This window comes from Lactobacillus sp. CA30L (genome assembly GCF_059900845.1).
On the sequence record NZ_JBWXGB010000005.1, the window covers coordinates 64,716 to 90,379 of the forward strand.

Annotated in this window: 20 protein-coding genes; 2 read left to right on the plus strand and 18 right to left on the minus strand. The window is 50.1% G+C overall.

All coding sequences use genetic code 11. The features are described from left to right. Positions 1-48: 48 nt before the first annotated feature. From AC2JF8_RS06885 to AC2JF8_RS06960, 16 genes are all read right to left on the minus strand, one after another. A complete protein-coding gene (locus AC2JF8_RS06885; protein ID WP_500728970.1) occupies positions 49-1,473 on the minus strand; it encodes a C69 family dipeptidase in 1,425 nt (474 codons plus the stop codon). Between the two features lie 32 nt (positions 1,474-1,505). Beyond that, entirely contained in the window at positions 1,506-2,777 is a 1,272-nt protein-coding gene (ftsY, locus tag AC2JF8_RS06890; RefSeq protein WP_500762297.1) for a signal recognition particle-docking protein FtsY, read from the minus strand. 2 nt (positions 2,778-2,779) lie between these two features. Then, positions 2,780-6,343: a chromosome segregation protein SMC gene (gene smc, locus AC2JF8_RS06895; RefSeq protein WP_500762299.1), complete on the minus strand. Its 3,564-nt coding sequence runs from the start codon at positions 6,341-6,343 to the stop codon at positions 2,780-2,782. 14 nt (positions 6,344-6,357) lie between these two features. Next, on the minus strand, positions 6,358-7,044 hold the full coding sequence (rnc, locus tag AC2JF8_RS06900) for a ribonuclease III (RefSeq protein ID WP_500762301.1): 687 nt from the start codon (positions 7,042-7,044) through the stop codon (positions 6,358-6,360). Between the two features lie 143 nt (positions 7,045-7,187). Then, on the minus strand, positions 7,188-8,954 hold the full coding sequence (locus tag AC2JF8_RS06905) for an oligopeptide ABC transporter substrate-binding protein (RefSeq protein WP_500762303.1): 1,767 nt from the start codon (positions 8,952-8,954) through the stop codon (positions 7,188-7,190). A 193-nt stretch (positions 8,955-9,147) separates the two neighbouring features. Continuing rightward, on the minus strand, positions 9,148-10,920 hold the full coding sequence (locus AC2JF8_RS06910) for an oligopeptide ABC transporter substrate-binding protein (protein ID WP_500728975.1): 1,773 nt from the start codon (positions 10,918-10,920) through the stop codon (positions 9,148-9,150). A gap of 190 nt (positions 10,921-11,110) precedes the next feature. Further along, positions 11,111-12,880, minus strand: a complete 1,770-nt coding sequence (locus AC2JF8_RS06915; RefSeq protein ID WP_500728976.1) for an oligopeptide ABC transporter substrate-binding protein — start codon at positions 12,878-12,880, stop codon at positions 11,111-11,113. Between the two features lie 227 nt (positions 12,881-13,107). Next, complete coding sequence (locus AC2JF8_RS06920; RefSeq protein ID WP_500728978.1) at positions 13,108-14,028, minus strand: ABC transporter permease; 921 nt, start codon at positions 14,026-14,028, stop codon at positions 13,108-13,110. A 13-nt stretch (positions 14,029-14,041) separates the two neighbouring features. After that, complete coding sequence (gene opp4B, locus AC2JF8_RS06925) at positions 14,042-15,001, minus strand: oligopeptide ABC transporter permease (protein WP_500728979.1); 960 nt, start codon at positions 14,999-15,001, stop codon at positions 14,042-14,044. Between the two features lie 2 nt (positions 15,002-15,003). Then, the gene (locus tag AC2JF8_RS06930; RefSeq protein ID WP_500728980.1) at positions 15,004-15,981 is read right to left on the minus strand and encodes an ATP-binding cassette domain-containing protein; all 978 of its coding nucleotides are present in this window, start codon (positions 15,979-15,981) and stop codon (positions 15,004-15,006) included. 5 nt (positions 15,982-15,986) lie between these two features. After that, positions 15,987-16,997 (minus strand): ABC transporter ATP-binding protein, encoded by a 1,011-nt coding sequence (locus tag AC2JF8_RS06935; RefSeq protein ID WP_500728981.1) that lies wholly within the window; start codon positions 16,995-16,997, stop codon positions 15,987-15,989. Positions 16,998-17,117: 120 nt separating this feature from the next. Beyond that, positions 17,118-17,360, minus strand: coding sequence for an acyl carrier protein (gene acpP / locus AC2JF8_RS06940; RefSeq protein WP_500728982.1), 243 nt, complete (start codon positions 17,358-17,360; stop codon positions 17,118-17,120). Positions 17,361-17,393: 33 nt separating this feature from the next. Further along, complete coding sequence (gene plsX, locus AC2JF8_RS06945) at positions 17,394-18,392, minus strand: phosphate acyltransferase PlsX (RefSeq protein ID WP_500762305.1); 999 nt, start codon at positions 18,390-18,392, stop codon at positions 17,394-17,396. Between the two features lie 18 nt (positions 18,393-18,410). Further along, positions 18,411-20,447 (minus strand): ATP-dependent DNA helicase RecG, encoded by a 2,037-nt coding sequence (gene recG / locus AC2JF8_RS06950; protein ID WP_500762307.1) that lies wholly within the window; start codon positions 20,445-20,447, stop codon positions 18,411-18,413. A 2-nt stretch (positions 20,448-20,449) separates the two neighbouring features. Then, entirely contained in the window at positions 20,450-22,108 is a 1,659-nt protein-coding gene (locus tag AC2JF8_RS06955) for a DAK2 domain-containing protein (RefSeq protein WP_500762309.1), read from the minus strand. A gap of 20 nt (positions 22,109-22,128) precedes the next feature. After that, complete coding sequence (locus tag AC2JF8_RS06960) at positions 22,129-22,491, minus strand: Asp23/Gls24 family envelope stress response protein (protein ID WP_500728986.1); 363 nt, start codon at positions 22,489-22,491, stop codon at positions 22,129-22,131. A 163-nt stretch (positions 22,492-22,654) separates the two neighbouring features. Here AC2JF8_RS06960 and rpmB point away from each other — a divergent pair, with 163 nt between their 5' ends. Both rpmB and AC2JF8_RS06970 read left to right on the plus strand, forming a co-directional pair. Next, the gene (gene rpmB / locus AC2JF8_RS06965; RefSeq protein ID WP_046307139.1) at positions 22,655-22,840 is read left to right on the plus strand and encodes a 50S ribosomal protein L28; all 186 of its coding nucleotides are present in this window, start codon (positions 22,655-22,657) and stop codon (positions 22,838-22,840) included. Positions 22,841-23,010: 170 nt separating this feature from the next. Further along, complete coding sequence (locus AC2JF8_RS06970) at positions 23,011-24,228, plus strand: CPBP family intramembrane glutamic endopeptidase (RefSeq protein WP_500762311.1); 1,218 nt, start codon at positions 23,011-23,013, stop codon at positions 24,226-24,228. Positions 24,229-24,327: 99 nt separating this feature from the next. Here the strand turns inward: AC2JF8_RS06970 and AC2JF8_RS06975 are convergent, their stop codons facing one another. Further along, complete coding sequence (locus tag AC2JF8_RS06975) at positions 24,328-25,014, minus strand: thiamine diphosphokinase (RefSeq protein WP_500762313.1); 687 nt, start codon at positions 25,012-25,014, stop codon at positions 24,328-24,330. After that, on the minus strand, positions 25,011-25,661 hold the full coding sequence (gene rpe, locus AC2JF8_RS06980) for a ribulose-phosphate 3-epimerase (RefSeq protein ID WP_500728989.1): 651 nt from the start codon (positions 25,659-25,661) through the stop codon (positions 25,011-25,013). Before rpe ends, AC2JF8_RS06975 begins: the two co-directional genes overlap by 4 nt. Positions 25,662-25,664 lie beyond the last annotated feature (3 nt).

Below are 25,664 nucleotides of genomic sequence, written 5' to 3' on the forward strand. Positions count from 1 at the left end.
AGTCATGCTGAATCGTTTTAAATTAAAGAGATAATTGGCGCTGTTGCCCTAAAGGTTGGCGTCCATGTTAAACGTCAACTTCGACATCTTGATCGACTCGATCATCATCTGGCCCCAGAATTTTTCGGAGCGTGTGCGCGTGTACTTAACCGTCTCCTGGTTTTCCTTGGTCAGGTATGCGGTCAGATCGGCACCGGTCTTGCCCTCTGCACCGTCAATTACATCGTGAACGCGACGACGGTAATACTGGTTCAACTCATTCAGGTAGTCCGTATCAAGCTGCACAAACTGCGGGTAGTGGCTTTCAACCAGAACGGCGAGCGACTTGTAGTACCACCAGGCGTCCTTCATGTTGTAGTCCAGGGACGTGTTGTTGTATGACGGATCCGTATCGCTCATGTTGGCAAAGAACGGCACAAACGGCGTGAAGGTCGGGCCGCCGATGCAGACCCACATGATGGCAGCGCGGTCTTGAGGCACGTCGTTCCTAATCTGCAAAATATGCGAGTTCTGCGTCCGGTTCAAACCAATTGGACGGAAGCGGTGCCTATCCTCTTCGGAACCGTGGCCAAACGGATCATACGGGGTGTTCTGGTAGTGACTGCCGAGGACAAACTCGATGTCCTCGCGCGTGATCTTCTTGGCGGCACGGCGAATGAAGGGCAGGTCGCCGTCGGTTGGATCCTGCTCAATTTCCGGGTTGAAGTACTTTTGGCCGTACCATACCCGGTTGGTGTTATAGAAGCGGTCCTGCTGGCTGTAAGTGCCGAAAATATGGCGGAAGTTCCAGCCCTCATGGTCAACGTTCAGGTGGTGGCTGGAGACAAAGTCCTGGATGCCCTCGCTCCACATGAAGTTGTCCGGATCATCGAAGTCCACCTGCTCGATTGAAACCCGGTTGGCTGCGACAGCATAGGCATCATCCGGAATGCGCTGTGCAACCCAGTGGTGACCCGTGACGATCTCCATGTACCAGATTTCGTCCTTGTCACCAAACAGAACGGAGTTGCCGGCAGGAGAACCATACTTCTTGATCAGCTTGCCCAGATACTCGACGCCGCCGCGGGCGGAGTGGATGTACGGCAGAACGACGGTCTGCATGCAGTCCTCGTCCAGGCCGTCTTTGACCAGCGGATCATAAGCCAGTGCGCGTTCGTTGCCGTAAGTGGATTCGGTGCAGGACATCGCCACGTTCTCCTGGTTGATGCCGCTTTCGTCGTAGTAGCCGCGGTGCTTGTAGTCAACGTTCGGAACGGCTGGGACCGCCTGTGCATCTTCCGGCAGGTCCATGGCGAACTTGTTCAGCCAGGACTTGATCTTGCGGCCCTTTTCACCCTTGGTGGCCGGTTCAATTATGAACTTCTGCGGGGTGATGGGGCGGAAGGTGTCGTCGTTGCGGGCAATCATCGTTGACCCGTCAACCGAGGCGTTTTTTCCAACTAAAATCGTGGTGCATGCACTATATTCTTTCATGTGTAAACTCCTTTAAACTAAATACAATTATACTAAACAAGGTCATGAAAAAGACCGACGGCATAGTCAGCGGCATCAAAGTCAGCCAGATCGCTAGGCTTTTCACCCAAACCCACCAGTTTAACCGGCAGCTTCATCTCATTGCGAATGGCTAAGACGACGCCACCCTTGGACGTCCCGTCCAACTTGGTCAGAACGAGCCCGGTCAGCTTCGTTGTCTTGTCAAAGTCCTTGGCCTGGAGCAGCGCGTTTTGCCCCGTTGAACCGTCCAGGACTAGCAGGGTCTCGGTTGGCTCGTCCGGTGCCTGCTTCTTGATCGTCCGCTCAATCTTTTCCAGCTCGCTCATCAGGTTCTTCTTATTCTGCAGGCGGCCCGCCGTATCCACAAGCAGGTAGTCAGCGTGATCTTCTAGCGCCCTGCTCGTGGCATCAAAGACCACCGAGGCCGGGTCGGCCTGGTCCTGCCCGGTCACAACAGGCACACCCACGCGCTTGCCCCACTCAACCAGCTGCTCAACCGCACCGGCCCTGAAGGTATCGGCAGCGGCCAGCAGAACCGACTTGCCTTCGTCCTTGAAGCGCTTGGCTAACTTGCCGATGGTCGTGGTCTTGCCGGCACCGTTCACGCCGACAAAAAGGTAGATGTTGGGCTTGCCGTCAGCGTGTGCGCGCAGATGCTCGTTTGCGGAATCACCATTTTGGTCGTAGAGGTTGACCAGCTTTTCGACGATTACCTTCTTCAAGTCATCGCGCGACTTAGCGTTCTGCAATTTGGCCTCATCCCGCAGCTGGGTTGTCAGCTCCTCGGCGGTCTCATAGCCCACGTCCGATTCAATCAGCAATTCTTCCAAATCATCAAAAAAATCCTCATCGACCGCGCGGAATTGGGCAAAGAAACGGTTGAGCCGGGCACCAAAGCCCTTGTTGGTCTTCTCCAGCCCCTTTTCATAGAGTGCGGTCTGGTCAACCGGACCGCTTGCTGCGGTTTTTTGCACGTCCGCCGGTGCAGAATCATCGCTTTCCGGTGCAGCATCCCCGGCTTCTCCTGCGGGTGCTTCCTTCGCATCATCGACTGCCAGGGCAGTGTCCGCTTCGCCTTCGCCCGCGTCTGACCCAGGAACATCCTGCCCTTTAGCGGGCGCATCAGCTTTTACCGCAGACGTTTCAGCTGAAGCGGACGCAGCATCCCCTTCAGCGGCGATCTCATCAGCGGCCGCTTTTTCCTGGCCATCCTGCTTCTTTTGCTCTGTCTGGTCACTATTGTCGCCAAACAATGACTTCTTAATCTTATCAAATAAACCCACTCTCAGCTCACCTCATCCTTTAATTCTCTTAACGAAACCGACAAAACCTGCGAAACGCCGGACTCCTGCATCACGACGCCGTACAGTTGGTCGGCCCGTTCCATCGTTCCACGCCTGTGCGTGATCACGATAAACTGGGTATGCATGTCGTAGCGCTCCAAAAACTGGGCAAAGCGCGTCACGTTGGCATCGTCAAGCGCCGCTTCGACCTCATCCAGTATGCAAAAAGGCACGGGCTTGACCTTGAGCAGCGCAAAGAGCAGCGTGATTGCCGTCAGCGCGCGCTCACCACCGGAAAGCAGACTCAACCGCTGCTGCTTCTTACCCGGCGGCTGCGCCACAATCTCAACCCCGCTCGTCAACAGGTCGTCGGGCGCAGTCAAAACCAGCTTGGCACTGCCACCGCCGAAGACAACCGGGTAAAGCGCGGTAAAGCTCTTGGCGACCGCGCAAAAAGTCTCGTTAAAGCGGCTGCAGACTTCGGCGTCCAGTTCAGCCATCGATTCGCGCAGGTTGTCGCGCCCCTTGAGCAGGTCAGACTGCTGGCCGGTCAAGAAGTCGTAGCGCGACTTAACGTCTTGGTACTCCTCAATCGCCTTCAGGTTGACCGGTCCAATGTCGGCTAGAGACAACTGGTGGAGCTTAACGCTCTTTTGCAATTTGGCCCTTGTTTGCTCATTATTTTCGCCTTCAGCTTGGCTCAGGGCAGCCTCATAACTCAAAGCGTAATCCTTGGAGAGCTTCTCTAGTCGCTGGTCAATCTTGCTGGCCAACTGGGCAATCTTAACGGAAAAATCCTGCTGCTCGGCGGCTGCACCCTTGCGCAGGTCATAGTTGCGACTCGCAACCTGATCAAGCTGGTTGATTTTGGCATCATACCTGCCCAATTGTGCACTCATAGTATTCAGCTTGGCCTGCAGCTTCTTTTTGCGCTCCGTTTCCCGCTTCAAATCAGCGGCCAGCTTCTTTTTCTTCTCCTGGTCCAAGCTGCCGTTCTGCTCAAGTGCCGCTAGCTTGGCCGTTAGGGTCTTAACCTGCTCTTGGGACTGGTTCAAGCTGTGGGACTTCTCCGTCTTCTTGTTGACCAGGTTCTCAAGCTTGTTGGTAAGGACGGCAATTTGCGGATCGAGGTCGGCCAATTTTTCCTGCACCTGCTGGTTGATTGCCGTAAAATTCTTGATCTGCTCCTGGACGGCGTTAATCGCAGCCTTTTGCTGGTCAATCTGTTCTACGTAGGCTTGCTGCTTGTCTTCAGCCGCCCTAATCTTTTCCTTGATTGCCTCGGCCTGCTCAGCACGTTCCTGCTTGCGCTGGACAAACAGCTTGCTGGCTGCCTTGAGGCGGTTGACTTCCTTCTCCTGGTTTTGGTACGAAAGCACCGCCTCACCCAAGTCGCGGCTGTATTCCTGCGTCCTGGTCTGGGCATCCGCCACCTTCTGCTCCACGTCTGCACTGGCCGCCGTTAACGCAGCAAACTGACTCTGGTCGTGATCCAGCTGCTGCTTGAGCTGCACAATATTCTTCTTCAGCTCATTAAGCTCGGTGGTCGTCTGCAGGGGCGAGTTGTTCTTCTGGCTGCGTGCCCCACCGGTCATCGAACCGCCGGGCGCAACCACGTCTCCGTCCAGCGTGACGATGCGGTAGCGGGCAATGCGCTGCCTAATCTTCATCGCATTATCAATCGTGTCGACGATTACCGTGCTGCCCAGCAGGTAATTGATGGCCGCACTAATGTCCCTTTTCGCCGAACTCGCAACCAGTTCACTGGCAATGCCCTGGTAGCCCGGATAGGAAGCCAAAATCTTGACCGTTGAAGGCGGAATTACGTATTCACGCAGACCGTCAAGCGGCAAAAACGTTGCCCGCCCAGCGTGGTCTGCCTTCAACTGGTTAATCGCGTCCCGTGCACTAACCCGCGTCGTTGTGACCAGGTCCTGGACGCCGCCGCCCAGCGCGGTCGACATCGCCGCCTCCAGCTGCACTGGAAAAGTGATCAGTTCGCCCACTGCTCCAATGACGCCCGGATAGCGGTCCAGGTGGTTGAGGACGTTTTTCACCCCGTAGTAGTAGCCCTCGTGGCGCTTACGGATATTTTCCAACGCCTCATAGCGGGCCTGCACCTGGCTGTAGCGCCGGCTGTTGTCATTGACCAGTTTGCGCAGGTCGGCCAATTCAGACTGCTGCTCCTGCTGCTTTGCGGTTAAGCCGGACCAGCGCTTTTTCTCGGCCTGATACTTTTGCTTGAGGGTTTTGCCCCGCTCGCGCAGCCGGTCCAGTTCCCCGCTCGACTTCTTCAGCTGAGCGGACACGTCGTCTTTTTGGTATTCACGGTCGTTAGCCGTCCGGCTCAGTTCCGCTTTGAGGTAGACCACCTGGTTATTGTTAGACGTCTGGTCCTGCAGCAGCTGAATGTAGCTGGCACGTAGGTCCTCAAGCTGCCGGTTCAGCTGCTCCGGGTTTGTGTCCAGACGGTTCGTCAATTCCCTGCGCTTATCCTGGAGCTTGGCCTGGTCACGCTTCAGCTCAGCCTCACCTTGGGCCAGCTTAGCGCATTCGTTGGTCAGCAGCTTAGTCTGCTCCTGCAGGTCGGCCAGTTCGGCTTCGTATTCCTTCTTCGTTGCATCGCTGTACTGCTTGCTCTGCTCTGCCACCTGCAGGCTGGTGTTAAAATCAGACAGTTTCTTGGTCAAAGCCAAGAGGTCGCTTTGGACCTGCTCGCGCTCCGTGCTGATCTGCTTGTATTCGTCACGCTTGGCCGCAACGGCATCCTGTGATTCCTTGACCTCCCGGTCAAACTTTTCAAGCAGAACCTGATTCTGGTCCGCCTGCTCCTGCACCTTCTGTTTCTGCTGGTCCAGGTCCGCAATTTCAAAGGCCAAAAGGGTCTTCAGGTCCCGATCCAGTCCTTCCTTTTGAAATTGGTGCTGCTTGGCCAGAGAACTTTGTTCGTGCAGCGGTTCAACCCGCTGCTCCAGTTCCTTGACCAGGTCATTGATGCGAATCAGGTTGTCGGTCGTCTGGTCGAGCTGCGCGCTGGCTTCTTCCTTCTGCTTCTTAAAGTGAAGGATTCCGGCCGCTTCCTCGAACAGGCTCCGCCGGTCCTCCGGCCGCGAATTCAGAATCTGGTCAACCCGTCCCTGCGAAATAATCGCCAGGCTGTCCTGCGAAATGCCCGAATCCAAAAACAGGGCCCGAACATCACGCTGACGCACGCTGTGCTTGTTGATTAAGTACTCGCTTTCGCCGGAACGCAAAATGCGCCGGGTAATAATTACCTGGTCGTCATCAAAATTGAGTTCGCGGTGCTCATTGGCAAAGATCATCGTTACTTCGGCGTGACTGGCCGCCTTGCGGAATTCGCTGCCCGCAAAAATAACGTCCTTCATATTCGAACCGCGCAGCGACTTGGCACTCGACTCGCCCATGACCCAGCGAATAGCTTCGGTGATATTGCTTTTGCCGCTGCCGTTGGGCCCAACTACACCCGTAATTCCGGTATTAAACTTGATCTCTGTTTTATCGGCAAATGACTTAAAACCATCAATAATAAGTTCTGTTAATGGCACTAACTCATCCCCCTTTAATTGAGCAGCTTCAGGGCGGCCTTGGCGGCCTCTTGCTCTGCGGCCTTCTTGTTGTGTCCTGCGCCCTGGGACACGGCCTTGCCGTTGACCGCCAGTTGGACGGTAAAGCGGGAAGGCATCTGCTCCTCTGTCAAGACCGTGTATTCAATCCGCACCGGTCCGTCCTGCTGCAATAATTCCTGCAGGTCAGTCTTATAGTCGCGCGAGGCATCAAACTTGCCGGCATCAATTAACGGGTAAACGGTCAGGCTTAAAAAGTGCTCGACCGCATCCATGCCCTGATCAAGGAAAAGCGCACCATTGAACGCCTCAAACACGTCTTCTAAGAGTGTTTTGCGCGCACGTGCCCCCGCTTTTTCTTCACCATGACCCAGATTGATTTGGGCAGGGAAGCCAAACTCCTGCGCAAACTCGGCAAAGCCCTCGGTGTCAACAATGTTGGACCGCATGCGCGTCAGTTCACCCTCGTTTAAATCGGGGAAATTCCGGTACAGGTAGTTCGAGATTGCCAATTCAAGCACCGCATCCCCCAAAAATTCCAGCTTTTCATAGTTGCGAATCCCGTCTCCGGGGTGCTCATTTGCATAAGAAGAGTGCGTAAAGGCCTCTTCCAGAAGTTTGGGATTATCAAACCTGATTTTGTATTTCGTCTTTAACTGATTAATAAATTTTGTACTAACCATTTTGCCAGCCCCCTTGTCTTCTTAGATTATACCAGTTTTTACCACCTAAAATAAAAAAGAAAACCATTGCTGAAAATTTATGCAATAGTTTTCTTCATTACTGTAAAAAGTGTGGTCTAATTGATGCATTAAGGAGACTTTAATTATTTAGCGTAGCCAACTTGGTACCATAATTGGTGACCATTATTGTTTTGTGAAGGTTTAAGTGAATATCCGGCCAGCTTGCTGTTAACAGCATCAATTTGGTATTCATTATAAGTTGGAATTACGTAAGCCTGATCAACCATGTACTTCTGCCACTCATGGAACTTCTCAACCCGGTATTTGTGATTGAAGGCCTTTTGCGAATCCATTTCCTCAATGAGCTTATTGTTCTCCGGCGTGACAAAACGGGAGTAGTTTGACATTGTTCCTTCACTGAACATTTGCTGCTGCGAAGGCTCTGAAGACAGACTCCAGCCTGCCATGAACATATCGACCTTCGGATCGTCGTGCTGGACCTTGTCGTAGAACGAATTGAACTCCGTTAGACGACCGCCCAGCAGCTTCACGTTCAGGCCAATCTTGTGCCACTGTTGAATATAGTTTTGCACAATCGGTTCCTGGATTGCACTACCAGACATGGCCGCAAAGGTAATCGCAAGCGGCTTGCCGTTCGGCTGCACCCGCCATTTGCCCTTCTTCTTAAAGCCGGCCTTATCCAGAATTTGGTTGGCCTTCTTCAGATTATAAGTGTAGCCCTTGTTGCTCTTGTCGAAGTAATCACCAAACTGGGCCGGAATTAATGTTGGAATCTGGAAACTCAAGCCATCAGTATAGTGCTTGTAGACCGCATCGGTATTCATCGCATAAGCCATGGCCTGGCGCAATGACTTGTTGCCCATTTTAGCGTTAGGATTCATGACATTCTTAGACTTCTTGTCATCCCACTTGCCGACCTTGAATGCAACATAGCGGTATGCAAGTGGAACCTGGGCGACAAACGTAACGTCCTTGGTGCCCTTTACCTGCTTCCACTGTGCGTTAACAACCCGTGCAACGTCAAACTTATGACTTTTAATTGATTGCGAAGCTGAATTAGGGTTAACCACTTGGTAGATGATCTTATCCAATTTTGGCTTGCCGCGCCAGTAGTACTTGTTTGGCACCCATGTAACCGACTGACCGCGGACGATATGATCGACTTTATACGGGCCAAAGTACAGCGGCTTTTTTCTAACTTCATCTGAAGCTTCCAACTTTGCAAACGGAATATGCTTTAAGTAGTGGTACGGAGCCGCTGATTCCCAAAAATAGCCATTGCCGCTGTTGTACATTCCGGGTTTCAATTCCTTGCAATGCAGCACAACTACACGGCCGTCTTCGCCATCCGGCATTTCGATGCCGGAAATCGTCTTGGCCTTGCCTTCATGATATTCCTGCATGCCATTAATGATATTAAATTGACTGGAATATCGCTGTGATTTTGTGGCCTTGTTGGCGATAATTTCATAAGCATATTCAATATCCTTAGCGGTTACCTGCTTGCCGTCGGACCACTTGACGCCCTTTTTAACCGTAATCGTAACCGTCTTGGCCTTACGATCTAGCTTTAAGGTTGCAGGACCCTTGTCAGTGATCTTATAGTGATCATCGGTATCAAACAACGATTCTTGTCCAGGCGATGAAACATCGGCGGAAGGCTGATCCATTTGCAGCTCTTCATTAAATACGCCAGTAAAAGGAGTATCGGTTTCTTCTGCAATTTTTAATGTTCCGCCTTGCTTAGCGTCCTTTTTAGACATTTCAACGGGAAACTTGCTGGCCGTTTTTGCACCTTCATTGCTGCTGCCGCTTTTGCCACAGGCTACTAGAGTAAGTGCTGCTGCACTAACAACGCCAATTGAACTAAGTAATTTTGTTTTATTCATTTTTTTACTCCTTTTCACTAGTAGAATAATTAGTGAAGTTTCTAAAACAAGTTAATGATTAAATAATACCACATAAAATGAAAAAAGCAATAAAATTATTCATTTTTATCTAATTAAATTTATAACATATTTGTGGCCACAATAAAAGATCCTGAGACAAAGCCCAAGATCTTTATTAACTAGTATTGACTATTTACTTAACAAAACCAACCTTGTACCACAGCGGGTAACCATTAGTGCTTTCAGACGGCTTCAAAGAGTAACCAGAAATCTTCTTATTAACTGCTTTGACACTGTAACTGTTCTGTTCGGGAATGACAAACGCCTGGTCAAACATGTACTTCTGCCATTCGTGGAATTTCTCCACCCTGTACTTGTGGTTGAAGGCCTTCTGTGAATCCATCTCCTCAAGCAGTTTATTGTTCTCGGGTGTCACAAAGCGATCATAATTGAACTCTGTATGTTCATTATAGAGACCCATTGGTGATGGCTCAGATGAAAGCGACCAGCCTGCTTCAAACATGTCATATGACGGATCATCGTTATGAATCTTATCGTAGAAGGAGTTGCCTTCGGTCAGGCGTCCACCGGTAAGGGTAACATTCAGACCAATCTTGTGCCACTGTTGAATATAGTTCTGGATAATCGGTTCCTGCGTAACGCCACCGGACATGGCCATGAACTTAATGCTCAGTGGCTTGCCGTTGGGCTGAACACGCCACTTGCCCTTCTTCTTGTAGCCGGCCTTGTCTAGAATTTCGTTGGCCTTCTTCAGGTTATACGTATAGCCCTTAATGTCCTTGTTGAAGTAATCGCCAAATTGGGCTGGAATTAAAGTTGGAACTCTAAATGACATGCCATGAGTGTAGTGCTTCAAAACGTCGTCAACGTTCATCGCATAGCCGATAGCTTGACGCAATGCCTTGTTGTTCATCTTCGACTTGTGATCCATCACGTTCTTGCCCTGTTTGGCATCCCACTTGCCGAGATGAAAGCCAATATACCAATAGCCCAATGGAATATCAGCTACAAAATTGACTCCTTTAGTGTCCTTAACTTGATTCCACTGGGAGTTGATTACCTGAGTAATGTCAAACTTGTGGCTCTTAATGGCCTGAGAAGCTGATTGTGACGAAACAACTTGGTAAACAATCTTGTCCAATTTTGGCTTACCGCGCCAGTAGTACTTGTTGGGCGTCCACGTAGCGGCTTGCCCACGCACTAACTTGGTTAAGACGAACGGTCCAAAGTAGAGCGGCTTCTTTCTGATTTTATCAGAAGACATCAACTTGCTGAACGGCACATCCTTCAAGTAATGATACGGCGCAGCTGATTCCCAGAAGTAATCATTGCCTGAGTTAGTCATGCCCGGCTTTAGTTCTGAGTAATGCAGAATCACTGTCCGACCTGATGGGCCATCCGGCATTTCAATTCCGGAAATCGTCTTTGATTTGCCGTCGTGGTATTCCTTCAAGCCCTTGATTTTTTCAAGTTGGGAATTATAGCGCTGTGACTTTGACGATTTGTTTGCAATAATTTCGTAGGGATACTCAACGTCCTTGGCAGTCACCTGCTTACCGTCGGACCACTTGACACCCTTCTTAACCGTGATTGTCACCGTCTTGTTCTTGTGGTCAATCTTCATCGTAGCCGGACCCTTATCGTTAATCCGGTAGTCATCATCCGTATCAAACAACGCTTCATTACCCGGTGATGCTACTTCTGAATCAGTCGTAACGGTAGACAGCTCATTAGAAAAGATACCGGTAAAAGGTGAGTTGGCAAGCAGGGCCAACTTTAACGTGCCACCCTGCTTCGTTTCCTTGGCCGGCACTGCGGCTGGAAACTTGCTGGCCGTCTTAGCATCGTCAGCATTATCATTGTTGCTGCTCTTGCCACAGGCAACAAGGGCAAGTGCTGCTGCACTAACGACCCCTAACGAACTAAATAATTTTGCTTTCTTCATATACATAACTCCTTCATTATTAGGATTGGCAATGTTTTCAAAACAAGTTAATAATTTAATATTAGCATAATTAATTAAATATTCAATAGCATTGTTCATTTTAATCTAATGCAATTCTATATAATTAAATATACGCTCACATAAAAACCCCGAGAAAATCTCGAGGCTTAACTGTCTTATTGAAAAATACTTATTTAGCATAGCCAACTTGGTACCATAATTGGTGGCCGTTGTTATTTTGTGACGGCTTCATTGAATAACCCGTCAGCTTGTCGTTAACCGCTACAACCTTGTAGGAATTATTAACCGGAATAACGTAGGCTTGATCAAACATGTACTGCTGCCACTCGTGGAACTTCTGTACCCGGTACTTGTGGTCGAAAGATTTTTGCGAGTCTAATTCGTTAATCAGTTTGGTATTCTCCGGCGTTGCAAAACGGGCGTAGTTCCATGATGCATTCTCCGCGTACATCGTAGCCGGGGAGGGTTCACTTGCCAAACTGATAGCTGCCATGAACATGTCAACAGACGGATCATCATTTCGAAGCTTGTCGTAGAATGAATTGAACTCGGTCAAACGGCCACCCGCAAGACTAACATTCAACCCAATCTTGTGCCACTGCTGCAGGTAGTTCTGCATAGTCGGCTCCTGGGTAGAATTGCCAGCCATGGCCATAAACTTGATCTTGAGCGGTTTGCCGTTAGGCTGCACGCGCCACTTGCCCTTCTTCTTGTAGCCAGCCTTGTCCAAAATCTGGTTGGCCTTCTTCAAATTGTAGCTGAAGCCCTTGGTATCTTTGTCAAAGTAGTCGCCAAACTGAGCCGGAATGAGGGTTGGCACCTGGAAGGATAACCCGTGCGTGTAGTGCTTGTCAACATCAGATACGTTCATTGCGTAGCCAATGGCCTGCCGCAGTGCCTTGTTATTCATCTTGGACTTCGAATCCATCACGTTCTTGCCCCTTTTGGCATCCCACTTGCCGACCTTGAACCCCATGTAGCTGTATGATAGCGGTATTTGTGCAACAAATTTTACGTCCTTGGTGTTCTTCACTTCAGTCCACTGGGAATTAACTACTTCAGCTACATCGAACTTGTGGCTCTTGATTGCCTGGGAAGCCGAGTTTTGTGAAACAACCTGGTAGACAATCTTGTCGAGCTTTGGCTGGCCCCGCCAGTAGTACTTGTTAGGCGTCCACGTAGCAGACTGGCCCCGCACCAATTTAGAAAGCTTGAACGGGCCAAAGTAAAGCGGGTTCTTTCTAATCTTGTCCGAAGATTCCAGCTTGTTAAAGGGCACATCCTTAAGGTAGTGGTAAGGGGCAGCACTTTCCCAGAAATATCCGTTGCCCGAATTGTACATGCCCGGCTTTAACTCCGTGTAGTGCAGTACCATGGTACGGCCATTCTCGCCTTCTGGCATTTCGATACCAGAAATAGTATCAGCCTTGCCCTCGTGGTAGTCCTTCATCCCCTTGATAAGTTCAAACTTGGAATCGTACCTTTGCGACTTGGTTGCCTTGTTGGCCATGATTTCGTAGGAGTATTCCATGTCCTTGGCGGTTACCTGCTTGCCGTCTGACCACTTGACGCCCTTTTTCATCGTAATTGTGACAGTATTGTTCTTGCGGTCAAGCTTCAGGGTAGCTGGCCCCTTATCGTTGATCCGGTAGTTATCATCCGTATCAAACAATGATTCCTCACCCGGGGAAGCAACATCACTATCAAAGGCCGTTGAATTTAATTCATCTGAGAAGATGCCCGTGAATGGGGACTCTGTCTCCAGGGCCACTTTAAGCGTGCCCCCCTTTTTGATATCCTTCTTCGGCATTTCACTTGGAAACTTGCTGGCCGTCTTGGCATCATCGGCATTGTTGTTATCGCTCTTGCCACAAGCAGCTAGGGCAAGCGCAGCTGCACTCACAATTCCTAATGTACCAAGTAATTTTGTTTTTTTCATTTACACATAACTCCTTCTTATATTGGAATAGAAAAAGTTTTTAAAACAAGCTAACAACTAAATACTAGCATAGATAATTAATAGTTCAACCTCTAGACGCCTATCACTTCTTTATGAATCAACAAGCAAACTCCATTTTAATATTTCGACATAAAAAAGCGTTCACAATAGTCAGACTGTTGCCTGTCTATTGTAAAGCACTCCCTTAATTATTATATTTTTCCTTGCTAGTTTTCACGCTGCCGAGCGTCACCCGCACGCTGCAGGGCCCGACCAACGTAGTTAATGCTAAGAGAAATCGCCAACAGCAAGATTGTCGCAGGCAGCCACAGCCACGGCCGACTGACAACATTCACCGGGTCGTTGGCAAACCCAATTAGGGTACCAAGCGATGGTACATCAGATGGCAAGCCGTAGCCGATAAAGGACAGAGTCGTTTCGATACCAATGTTGCCGGCAACCGTCAGAACCACGTCGATAATCAACATGGAGGTAATGTTAGGCAGAACCTCCCGAAACATGATCTTGATGTCAGATGAACCAGACGTCTTGGAGGCCAACACGTAGTCGCGGCCCCGCTGCGAGAGAACGAAGGCCCTCATCAGCCTTGCCGTCGAGGTCCAGCCAAAAAGCGAAATAATCCACACTAATGTTATTGGACTAAATTTAGGAACAACTGTTACTAAGACAATTTCAATTGGAAATGTCGGCAGCACCTGGACAAAGTCGACGATTCTCATGATGACTGCATCAACCCAGCCGCCGTAATAGCCTGAAACCAGACCAATGAGCAAGCCGACCGTCTCACAGACAGCGGTCACGCCCAGACCGATTAGGATAGAGTTGCGACCACCCATTATCAAGAGATTAAGGATGTCACGCCCCCCGTCATCGGTACCCAGCAAGTGGCCATTTGTGGCCCAGCTGGTATAAGATTCGATAATATTAGTCTCTGCAACCTTATCCGAATTGAGGAATAAGGAACCACCAAACGTAAATAGCAAGACCAGGATAATAACAATGAAGGCCGTCAGGGCAATCTTGTCTTTGACAATCTCGTGCACAACCACCTTGAAACCTGACGTCGGAGAGGAAATTTTACGCTTCTTAGTATCTTTTTTCAAAGTATTTTCTTTCTTTTCAGACATTTCTTTCTCCTCCCTATTTAATCCGGATCCGCGGGTCAATAATACTCATGATAATATCGGACAGCAGGTTGCCCAGAAGAGTCAAAATACCAAAGATTAAAATCAGCGCCGTCAGGGTCGTGTAGTCACGTTGAGCAATCGAATCCAGAAACAGCTTGCCCATGCCGGGGTAACTGAAGACGGACTCGATAATCATCGAACCACTCAAAAGACCGGTAATAACCGTACCAATTGATGAAGCAATCGGCAAAAGCGAGTTGCGCAGGATGTGCTTTCTGAAGACGACGTTTTCAGGAACGCCCTTACTGTGGGCCGTCCGCACGTAGTCTTCCACCTTGTTGTCAACGATCCCCGTTCTGAGGTACTGGACGATATTGGTCGTAGTGACCAGAGCAACCAGGCAGGCCGGTAAAATGATGTGGTAAATCTGACTACCTAGCGTTCCGAAGAAACCCGAAGCATTAGGTGAAACCGAACCAGAAATCGGGAACCAGCCCAGGGTAAAGCCGAAGAGCCAAATCCCTAAGATATAGAAGACAAACGGTGGAACTGCAAAGGTAATGTAGTTAAAAATCTGCACAGACTGGTCCTGCCACTCGTCCTGGTGACGTCCGGCAGCAACACCCATCGGAATAGAAATTGAGTAACTGATGATGGTTGTCAAAAGCGACAGCCAGAAGGTGTTGACCGCACGGTCGGCAATCAGCGAGGTAACGGGAACGTGCTGAATGTAGCTGGTCCCCAAATCGCCCTTAAAGAGGTTGCCCACCCAGCGCGCATACTGCACCGGTGCCGGATCATAAAGTCCAGCGGCACGCTTCAGTGCCTCTAACTGCTTAGGATCCGTGTTCGGGTTGATCTGCCCCGTGAACGGGTCACCGGGCATCATTTTAGCCAAGAAGAAGACCAAGATACTCAAAATAATCAACTGTGGGATCATGATTAATATACGTCTTAAGACTGTTTTCCACATTATTAGTCGCTCCCCTTTTCATTCAATGTTTCTTGTCTGACCTCATCTGCAGGGAGGGCAACCAGGTGGTTGCCGGATACCTGCTGCAGCGGGAAGACACGGCCATCCTTGTCATACCACTTGCTCTGATCATTCTGAAATTCTTGTTCAACTTCCTCACGGTGCTGCTTGTGTTCCTCTCTGTGTTCCACATCAACCATTGGAATAGCCGAAAGCAAACGCTTCGTGTAGATATGCATTGGATGCTTGTAAATATCTTCCCGACTACCGATTTCCACTAGCCGGCCGCGGTGCATAATCGCCAGATTCTCAGACATATGCTTAACCACACCCAAATCGTGCGAAATAAACAGGTAAGCAATGTTGTACTGCTGCTGAATATGCTTCATGAAGTTCAAAACCTGGGCTTGGACCGAAAGGTCAAGGGCACTCGTTGGCTCATCGGCAACAATCAGCCGCGGGTTGGTCGCAACCGCACGCGCAACACCAATTCTTTGCCGCTGGCCGCCCGAGAACTCGTGCGGATACTTATAGATCGAATCGCTCGGCATCCCCACAATATCAAGCAATTCCTGTACCCGATCACGCTCTTGGTCGGTCGTTAACTTTTCAAAGTTGCGAATCGGCTCGGCAATGATGTCTTCAATTCTTTTGCGCGGATTCAAGCTGGACATGGAGTCCTGAAAAATCATCTGCACGTCCTTATTGTAGTTAAGCTTGCGCCGGTTGGCGGACTTGGTAATATCCACGCCCTTATAAATAATTTGTCCACTGGTGACCGGTTCAACGCCCACAATTGCCTTACCGGTAGTGGACTTACCGGAACCAGATTCACCAATTAAGCCATAGGTCTCACCCTCGTTAATAGTGAGACTGACATCGTCAACGGCACGAACGTAGTCGGTAATTCTGTTCCAAAAACCAGACCTAATCGGATAGTGGACTTTTAAATTTTTAACTTGAATAATTTCTTTAGCCATAAAACTTACTCCCCACTCGCTTCATCCTGGAAGTGGAACGTCTTCCAACAGGTACATCTGACCCAGTGGCCAGGTTCAACTTCATGCATTGTCGGATTCTCTTCGTGTGCACTGGCCGGAATCCAGGGAATGCGGTCGGCAAAACGATCGCCTTCACGCGGCATGTTTTGCAGTGACGGCACTGTCCCTTGGATCACGTGCAAGTCATCTTCTTCATCTTCGGTTTGTGGCATCGAATTAAGCAATGAACGAGTATAAGGATGTAACGGATGTTCAAAGATCGTCTTAACGTCGGCTTTTTCCACAATTTGACCTGCATACATCACCGCCACCTGATCAGCTGTCTCGGCCACAACGCCCAAGTCGTGAGTGATTAAAATGATTCCTGAGTGTGACTGCCGTTGAATATCTTCGAGCAGGTCCAGAATCTGAGCCTGAATCGTCACGTCAAGCGCGGTGGTCGGTTCGTCAGCAATAATAATCTCCGGCTTGCAGGCAATCGCCATCGCAATTACAATCCGTTGCCGTAATCCACCAGAAAGCTCAAAGGGATACATTGCAAAAGTTTCTTCGGGCTTAGGCATCCCCACCTGGTTGAACAATTCAATCACACGGGCATGACGCTGCTTTTCATTCATATCGGTATGGTAGTAAAGCGTTTCTGCCACTTGGTCACCCACCCGCATCAGTGGGTTAAGGCTGGCCAAGGGATCCTGGAAAATCATCCCAATCTTATTCCCGCGGATTTTATCAAACAGGGTTTCGTTTAAACCTACAAGGTTCAATTCATTATACAGAATATCCCCGGTTACTTTCGTATTCTTGTGGTCATACAACCCAATAATACTTGCAGCAATTGTACTCTTGCCACAGCCAGATTCCCCCACAACTGATAAAATCTCATCACGCTTGAGCGTTATGTTAATATCATCCGCAGCATCGTAAAATTTTCCTTGCAAACGGTATGCAGTGTGCAAATGCTGGATATCTAGCAAGAGATCACTTTGTCTTTCCAAAGGTCATTTCCCCTCTCAAATTTTCAACGAATTTATTAAAGATATTTAATAAATTTATTTAATTTCTAATTATAAACATCAAACCGACTATATGCAAATCACAAATCGATTATTTAGAAATTATTTTTGGTGATCCGCAATATAATTCACCGCATCACCCACCGTTTTAATTTTTTCGGCGTCCTCATCAGCAATCTCGGCGCCAAATTCATCCTCTAGCTGCATGATAAATTCAACCAGATCTATGGAATCAGCGTCCAAATCCTTGGTAAAGTTGGTGGCATTAGTAATCTTATCCCGGTCGACTTCAAGGTTCTCCGCCAGGATGGCCTGGATTTTTGTAAAAATTTCTTCTTTAGTCATGACTTTTTCTCCTTATATAGGTTATACACCTAATTACTCAGCGTGCCCAAATTCAGCCCGAAACTCATCAATAATCTTTTCCTGCATGATCTTATCAACCTGCTTGATTGTGTAGTAGATCGCACGCGCATCGGAACGCCCGTGCGTCTTGACCACAGGGGCGTCAACGCCGAGCAGGACGGCGCCGCCGTACCTGTCGACGTCAAACTTCGCCACCAAGTTTTTCAGCGCCTTTTTAGTCAGCAAGGCGCCCATCTTAACCACAAGTCCGTTGTTTAGCAACCCATCCTTCAGCAGGTGTATCAGCACGCTGGCCGTGCCCTCGATATTCTTAAGCACCGCATTGCCGGTAAAGCCATCGGTCACGACGACGTCGGCCCGGCCGTCAAGCAGCTCGTTGCCCTCAATGTTGCCGATAAAGTTCAGCTTACTGGCCAAAAGCAGCTGGTAAGCCTGTTGGTGAACGTCGTCGCCCTTGTCGCTCTCAGCCCCGTTGTTGAGCAGGCCAACGCGCGGACTTTTGACGCCCCGGACCCGTTCGGCATAGTACGACGCCATTGTGGCCCAATTGAGCAGGTATTCTGGCTTGCTCTTCGCGTTTGCGCCAACGTCAATCATGTTGAAGCCCGCGCTTGAACTTTTAACCGGCAAGGTCGGCATCAGCCCCGGCCGTTCAATGCCCTTGATCCTGCCAATGACAAAAATGCCGCAGGCCAAAATTGCCCCCGTATTGCCCAAAGACAGAAGCGCATCCGCCTTGCCCTGCTTAACGCAGCGGGCGGCAGCAACAAGTGATGAATCCTTCTTGGTGCGGATTGCCTTAACCGGTTCGTCCTCATCCTTGATAATCTCGGTAGTTGCAACGACCTCTATGCGGTCGCCGTCAGCGCCTACCAACTCGCTTATTTTGGCCTCGTCCCCAAACAGGATGAACTTCGTTTCTGTTAGTTCGGCCTTCGCACGTAAAACGGCTTGGACGATCGCTTCTGGAGCATGTTCGCCACCCATCGCATCAACTGCAATTGTTCTCATTTGTTACCACAATCTTTCCTAAGTTCGCTTTTGTTGTAATTGTTTATATTCTAGCACTTGTTGCAGGTTTTTATGGGGCGGATCTTGCAATTCGGGATCTTTTCCGATCAACGCACGGGCCACCTGTTGGGCAACCACCAGCGTTTCGTAGTTGTTGACTACGTTGCCAACCTGAAATTCGGGCAGGCCCGACTGGGCGCGTCCAAAGATATCGCCCTCGCCGCGCATCCGCAGGTCCTCCTCCGCCAGCTTGAAGCCGTTGGTCGTTGAGGCCACCACCTGCATCCGCGCCTTGCCCGCTTCCGTCTTAGGGTCAGCGACGAAAACGCAGTAGCTCTGTGTTTTGCCCCGACCGATACGGCCGCGCAGCTGGTGCAGCTGACTGATGCCGAAGCGGTCCGCGTTGTAGATGACCATCATGTTGGCGTTTGCCACATCGACCCCGACCTCGATCACGCTCGTTGCAACCAGAATATTGATTTGACCGTCCGCAAAGGCAGCCATGATCTCGTCTTTTTTGGCGCCCGGCATCTGACCGTGAAGCAGAACCACCTTTTGGTCAGGAAAGTCGTGGCTCAATTTGATAAAGAGTTCCTCCGCATTTTTCAAGTCAAGCGCTTCAGATTCCGTAATCAGGGGCGTGACCGCGTAAACTTGAAAGCCCGCGTCCAGCTGCTTGCGCATTAGCCGGTAAACGTCGTCCATCTGGCTGCTGGTCTTCCACGCGGAAATGATTTTCTTGCGCCCGGCCGGCAGGTGGCGAATTTCGGAAATCGTCATGTCGCCGTAGACGGTCAGTGCCAGCGTCCGCGGGATAGGCGTGGCGGTCATCGCCAGCACGTCGGGCAGGTTGCCCTTGTTGATCAGCGCCTGCCGCTGCCCCACGCCGAAGCGGTGCTGCTCGTCAATTATTACCAGGCCCAAATTCTCAAAAATCACCTTGGACTGGATCAGAGCGTGCGTGCCGATCACCGCGTTGATCGTGCCATCGGTCAGTTCCCGGTATATTTCCCGGCGCTCAAGCGTCTTGGTCGTCCCCGTTAAAAGGGCGCTGCGCACGCCCAGGGGCCTGAGCAGCTCGTCAATTTTTCTAAAGTGCTGTGTAGCCAGTATTTCGGTGGGGACCATCAACGCAGCCTGAAAGCCAGCCGTAATGGCGGCGTAAATGGCGTAGACCGCAACGATTGTCTTGCCCGAACCGACATCCCCCTGGAGCAGACGCTGCATTTGCCTTTCCGAGTGCATATCGGCAAAAATTTCGTTGATTACCTGTTTCTGGTCGGCGGACAGTTCAAAGGGCAGGGACTTGGTCAGTGCCCCCACCTCTTTTAGGTTGTACTTCTTGGCAAAGCCCTTGTTCTTGGCGTTGCGGCTGCCCAACAGGGCCAATTCCACCTGAAAAATAAAGAATTCACGAAAGATTGCGCTCCTCTTGGCCAGTTCCGCTTCCCGGCCATTTTTGGGGTGGTGCATCTTTTTGATGATTTCCTGTTCGGGCAGCAGGCGGTACTTCTTGCGCACCTCGTCCGGCACTATATCAGCAACTTCAGGCAAAAAGTCCGCCAGTGCAAGGTCAATCAGTTCAACCAGCTTTTTTTGCCGGATGTGCCGGTTGACCGAGTAGATTGGCGCCATCCCGCTGTCGTTTTCCTTGGCGGCAACAAACTTAAAGCCGGACAGGCTCTGCCTTGCGGCGTTGAACTTGCCGTAGACCGCCACCTCGTCGCCCACCTCGATTCGGTCCTTAAGCCAGGGTTGGTTAAAAAAATTGACCATGACAACATCATGGTCAATTCGCATTTTAAAACTGAGCCGGCTCTTCTTGTAGCCGAAACGACTAATGAAAGCCTCAGTAGCAACGACGCCCTTCAGCATTGTTTTTTGACCATCCATGATCTGGTCAAGGGGAATCGTCTGGAGCTCGTCGTAACGGAAGGGAAAGTAAAACAGCAAATCATAAATACTGTAAATTCCTAGGCTGCCAAGGGCAGCTGCGGTTTTTGTCCCCACGCCCTTCAAGTCCGTCACGGGTGCAAACACCTTACTTGCGTCCATTGTTATTCAACGGAAACCAGGAAGTTGTAGACCGGCTGGCCGCCGTCATGAACTTCAAACTCGAGGTCATCGTGCTTTTCTTTCAAGGCGGCAACAACTTGCTGCGCCTCGTTTTTGTTTGCATCGCGCCCAAACATAATGGTAATTATCTCGGAATCCTCATCCAGCATCTTTTCAATCATCTTCACGGTTGCGCTCACCGCGTCCAGACCCGTAATCTTGATGTCGCCGTCGATAATGCCGAGGTAGTCATTCTGGTGGATATCAATCCCGTTGATCGTCGTATCGCGGTTGGCCTGAGTCACTTCACCCGAAACCACCGCTTCAAGCGCTGCGGTCATGCTGCTTACGTTCTCGTCCACCGTAGCATCGGCATCAAACGACAGCATCGCAGACAATCCCTGTGAAATTGTCTTGGTCGGAACAATGCCCACCGGAATGTCGCTGACCTCGGCCGCCTGCTTGGCCGCCATGATGATGTTGCCGTTGTTCGGCAGCACGATCGCCTGCTTGGCGCCCGACTTCTTAATGGCATCGATGATGTCCTGCGTTGACGGGTTCATTGTCTGACCGCCGGAAATTATCCGGTTTACGCCTTCGCTTTCGAACAAGCTGCGGATACCGTTGCCCGAAGCCACGGCAATTACGGCAAAGTCGACGCTTTCCTGGTCCTCCGCACTGTTATTGACAATCGTCTCGTGCTGGATGCGCATGTTGTCGATTTTAATCTTCCCTAACTGACCAAACTGGCTGCCGTATTCAAAAATCTGCCCCGGATACTCCGTGTGCACGTGCACCTTGGCAATCTCGTCGTCAGAAACAGCCAGCAGCGAATCGCCTAACTTGGACAAGTGTGCACGAAATTCTTCAAGGTTAAACGGTTTTTTATTGGGAACATTGGCAGTCAAATCAACCATAATCTCCGTGCAGTAGCCGTTGGCGATGTCCTGCGTTGCAAGCTGGGACTGGACGGACTGGTGGTGCATGGCGTTGATCATCTCATCCATCTCGCCTTCATCCGGCTGGTACTGGTCGGCAAACTTTTCGCCCAGCAGGCCTTCCAAAAAGCCCTCGTAGATGAAGAGCAGGCCCTGACCGCCGGAATCGACCACACCCACTTGCTTTAAGACGGGAAGCAGGTCCGGTGTTGTCTTCAAGGCCTTCTTGGCCCCTTCGACGATTGCCCTCATTACCTCTTCAACGTCATCGGTTGCGCTCGCCTTGTTCGCACCCTCCTGGGCGGCAACGCGGGCAACCGTGAGGATGGTTCCCTCTACGGGCTTCATCACGGCCTTGTACGCGGTTGCCACACCGTTGGAGAAGGCACTCGCAAACTCCTGGGCATTCAGGGTCTTCATCCCCACCGTGGCCTTGTACACGCCCCGGAACAGTTGCGATGAGATGACCCCGCTGTTACCGCGGGCCCCCATCAGCATCCCCTTGGCGAAGCTCTTGGTCAAATCGCCAACGCTGGTGCTGGTATCTGCGGCAACCGCCTTGACGCCGCTCTCGATCGTCAGGTTCATGTTGGTACCGGTATCGCCATCTGGAACGGGGAAAACGTTCAAAGAGTTGATAAATTCGGCGTTGCGCCCAAGCCGGTGCGCTGCTACGCGAACCATATCCCTAAATTTTTTACTATCTATTTCCTTTAAAACCAAATTATTAACCTCCGCTTGATTTATTCGTCAAGCACTTTAACACTTTGAACGATGACATTAACAGCTTTTGTATCAATTCCAAGCTGGTTCTTTAAGTTGAACTTCACGCTCCCCTGAACGTTGCGGCTCACCTCGGATATCTTTAAGCCGTAGCCCACGATAATGTAAACGTCAACCGTGATCTTATTGTCCTCCGACTTAACGACAACGCCCCGCTTATAGTTTGCCCGGTTCAGAATGCCGTCAAAGCCATCGCGAATGGCGTTCTTGGATGCCATGCCTACAACACCATAATTAGATGTAGCTGCGCAGCCAACGACAATTGCGACCACACCGTTTGAAATATCAATCAAACCATCTTTTGTTTTGATTTTAACAGCCATGTTTCTCCTCCGTATCAATGTTCTCAATATTATGACTCTATTTTATCATAGTAAGCAAGCATAAATACAACATTCCCGTTCAAAAATACTTTTGTTGTTGCAATGACCAAAAAGATATGCTATCTTAGTTAAGTATGAAAACACAATAAAGGAGGTTTAGCAAATGGCAAAAGATTATATCACTGGTAAAAAGACCACTTTTGGTAACACACGTTCGCACTCACTGAATTCATCACGGCGGACCTGGAAGCCAAACCTTCAAAAAGTTCGTATTCTTGTTGATGGTAAACCAAAGCGCGTATGGGTTTCAACCAAGACCTTGAAGTCTGGCAAAGTTACCCGCGCCTAACAAATGATTAAGAGACCAGCGATTTACTTCGCTGGTTTTTTGTTTGCCGTCAAATGTTAGCGCACACTTTGTTTACATCTTGTTTTTGCTAATATAATGTTGCACACAGCTGCCGATTAAAATATAATTAATTTCATACGTTAAGTTAGCATGAGTGAGGTGCAGGCGCAATGCTTACAGAACAAACAATCAAAAAATTTCACCTAGTGCAGACCAGCGGGCAGCTCATTATCCTGCTGGTTTGCGGTTTACTCGGTCTTACCCGGGGCGGACTGTTCGAGCAGACACAAATGTTTGACGTCTTGCTTTGCCTTTTGCTAAGCCTTCTGGAATTTTCCCTGCTAGTGCCCGAAAAAGAATCCCCCAAGCGCTGGCAGTTATTTAACCACTACTTCGAAACGGTCGCGCTTTGCTACACCATGCCGGAGAGTTTGTTTTTCCTGACGCAGACGCTAAATCATTATCACTTGGTTAATATGACCATCTGGATGATTCTGGTCACCCTTTATTCCTTTGTCATGTATATTCCAATGGCCAAGCTGGCGCTGGGGCGCGTGCGCAACAACTGGGGCAGGATCCTGCTTTTTGCAGGGGTCGTTTATAATTCGCTAATGTGGACGCCAAGTATGGTTGCCGGCTCTTCGCATTATGCCAAAATACTCATGCAGATGAATAATTCCGGCCTTGCCGGCATTCCGGTTCTGGTCATTATTACGCTAATTATTATGCCTGAATGGAAAGTTGCCAAGCCCCATTTTACTATTAGCCGGCAGGCTTCTCTTTGGTCTAGCAGCTTAATAATATTGCTGCTAGTTGCACATCTTGTCTACATCATTTTGCCAACTATACTTGGTGCATACAGCCTGGATGCCGTCTTAGATTACTACCTGGGGCTGATCAACTTGGGGGTAGTATTCACTGCACTAGAAGCCGGCATCGCCGAGGAATGGCTGATGCGCCTTATTGTCATTGCCCTTCTTGCCCAGGTCTTTCAGGGCAACAAGTACCATGTCTACCTAACCGTTTTGACGGACAGTCTCATCTTCGGTTCGTGGCACCTTGCCAACGTTTCACACCAGACCCTGGCATCCACGCTGCAACAAATGGTCGAAGTGGGTGGCTGGGCACTGCTTATTGCCGCCGTCTACCTCTACACGCATTCGCTGCTTCTAACGATGACTTACCACGGCTTGTACGATTTTACCTTATTTATGCTGCAGGGGGGAATTTCTGTATCTGGCAACCCAATAAAAAGCGTGACGCAGCCCACCGCATACGAATGGCAGGTGACCTTTATCAGTGTGGCAATCTGTGCCATCATTGCCCTGATCATTATTTCTGGCAAGCACAGACGCAGAGTGATTGAAGGTAATTTGGCCACCCTGTAGTCGTCATTCATCAAGACCAGTTAGGGAATATCCCTGGCTGGTCTTTTTTGCTGCAAAGAAAAAACCTGCTATCAAGCAGGATTCTATCTTTAATACTAACTAAATGTTCTGGTAGCGGTCAATGTCTTTGGACTGAATTACCGCCACCACGCCCTGTGCAAACGACAATTCAAAGTCGCGCCGCCCGGGCAAAAACTCATTGGAACTGAGGGACAGGGGGAAGCTGCTTTCATAGTGGGCCAGGTTGTACTTGGCGCGCGCAATGTTTAAGTCGCAAACGGCCGTTAAGGGGGCCACGCCAAAGTAGGCGTAGCCCGGCTCCCGCTTTACAACGTGCCTGCCCGGATTATAAAAACTGATCAGGTTCTGACTGTCAACAATTTTGATGCTCTCGGCATAGTCGTTAAATTCCGGCTTGGCCACCATTAACAGGTTGGTCAGAAAATGATCGAGCCGCCCGCCCGTTGCGCCAACCACTACCAGGCTGTCGGCCCGGTAGTCCACAAGGGCATAATTGACCGCAAGCTCGGCATCCGTGTAGTCTTTTTCCGGAACCGAATAGCGGATATCCACGACCTTTTGCTCAATCTTGGCCAGTTCCTGCGGATTGAGCGAATCGAAGTCGCCCACAGCCAGGTCTGGCGTCACGCCCATTTCCACCAGCAGCTGGCTGCCCCGGTCAACGCCGATTATCAGGTCGCCCTCAGCCCGACTGGTTTTCAAATCTTCTTTCAGGTTAGCAGCCCACTGCGCCTTGGGCCCGCCTAGCAGCGCAACTGCCCTCATTGCAAGATCCCCTGCAGTTCCTCAACCTGAGCGCGCACGCTCTTTTGGCAGAACAGGTAGGAGCCGGCCACAAAAATGCTGGCCCCGGCCTCTTTAGCAATCTTGGCCGTCTCTTTGTTGATGCCGCCGTCAACTTCAACGGGCACCCGGTCCCCCAGCAGACTTACCGTCTGCACTATTTTTTTACCAGATTCGGGAATGAACTTCTGCCCGCCAAAGCCGGGATAAACCGTCATGAGCAGAACCTGGTCAAGCCTGGCCGCAAAATGATCTAAGACATCTACCGGCGTATCGGGGTTGAGCACCAGGCCCGCCTTAACCCCGTGGTCCTTCAGGTAGTCCAGCCACTTGTCCAAAGCATCTTCGTCCATCGCCTCGTAGTGCAGCAGGACGAGGTCGGCCCCGGCCTTGACAAAGGCGGGAACGAAAACATCCGGGTTGTTGCTCATCAGGTGGACCTCAGCCTCAAGGTCTGGAAAGGCACGCTTGAAGTCACTCACGAGCTGCGGTCCAAACGACAAGTTGGGCACGAAGTGCCCGTCCATGATGTCAATGTGGAAGCGGGAAATTCCCGCCTCGGCGGCCGCCTTAATATCCTTAGCCAAATTCAAGTTATCAATATTTAAAATCGATGGTGCAATTAACATATT

Excerpts from the sequence above, each read along its gene's own strand:
- AC2JF8_RS06885 (WP_500728970.1), bottom strand. The coding sequence starts at position 1,473 with ATGAAAGAATATAGTGCATGCACCACGATTTTAGTTGGAAAAAACGCC.
- rnc (WP_500762301.1), bottom strand. The coding sequence starts at position 7,044 with ATGGTTAGTACAAAATTTATTAATCAGTTAAAGACGAAATACAAAATC.
- AC2JF8_RS06905 (WP_500762303.1), bottom strand. The coding sequence starts at position 8,954 with ATGAATAAAACAAAATTACTTAGTTCAATTGGCGTTGTTAGTGCAGCA.
- AC2JF8_RS06910 (WP_500728975.1), bottom strand. The coding sequence starts at position 10,920 with ATGAAGAAAGCAAAATTATTTAGTTCGTTAGGGGTCGTTAGTGCAGCA.
- AC2JF8_RS06915 (WP_500728976.1), bottom strand. The coding sequence starts at position 12,880 with ATGAAAAAAACAAAATTACTTGGTACATTAGGAATTGTGAGTGCAGCT.
- AC2JF8_RS06920 (WP_500728978.1), bottom strand. The coding sequence starts at position 14,028 with ATGTCTGAAAAGAAAGAAAATACTTTGAAAAAAGATACTAAGAAGCGT.
- opp4B (WP_500728979.1), bottom strand. The coding sequence starts at position 15,001 with ATGTGGAAAACAGTCTTAAGACGTATATTAATCATGATCCCACAGTTG.
- AC2JF8_RS06930 (WP_500728980.1), bottom strand. The coding sequence starts at position 15,981 with ATGGCTAAAGAAATTATTCAAGTTAAAAATTTAAAAGTCCACTATCCG.
- acpP (WP_500728982.1), bottom strand. The coding sequence starts at position 17,360 with ATGACTAAAGAAGAAATTTTTACAAAAATCCAGGCCATCCTGGCGGAG.
- plsX (WP_500762305.1), bottom strand. The coding sequence starts at position 18,392 with ATGAGAACAATTGCAGTTGATGCGATGGGTGGCGAACATGCTCCAGAA.
- recG (WP_500762307.1), bottom strand. The coding sequence starts at position 20,447 with ATGGACGCAAGTAAGGTGTTTGCACCCGTGACGGACTTGAAGGGCGTG.
- AC2JF8_RS06960 (WP_500728986.1), bottom strand. The coding sequence starts at position 22,491 with ATGGCTGTTAAAATCAAAACAAAAGATGGTTTGATTGATATTTCAAAC.
- rpmB (WP_046307139.1), top strand. The coding sequence starts at position 22,655 with ATGGCAAAAGATTATATCACTGGTAAAAAGACCACTTTTGGTAACACA.
- AC2JF8_RS06970 (WP_500762311.1), top strand. The coding sequence starts at position 23,011 with ATGCTTACAGAACAAACAATCAAAAAATTTCACCTAGTGCAGACCAGC.
- AC2JF8_RS06975 (WP_500762313.1), bottom strand. The coding sequence starts at position 25,014 with ATGAGGGCAGTTGCGCTGCTAGGCGGGCCCAAGGCGCAGTGGGCTGCT.
- rpe (WP_500728989.1), bottom strand. The coding sequence starts at position 25,661 with ATGTTAATTGCACCATCGATTTTAAATATTGATAACTTGAATTTGGCT.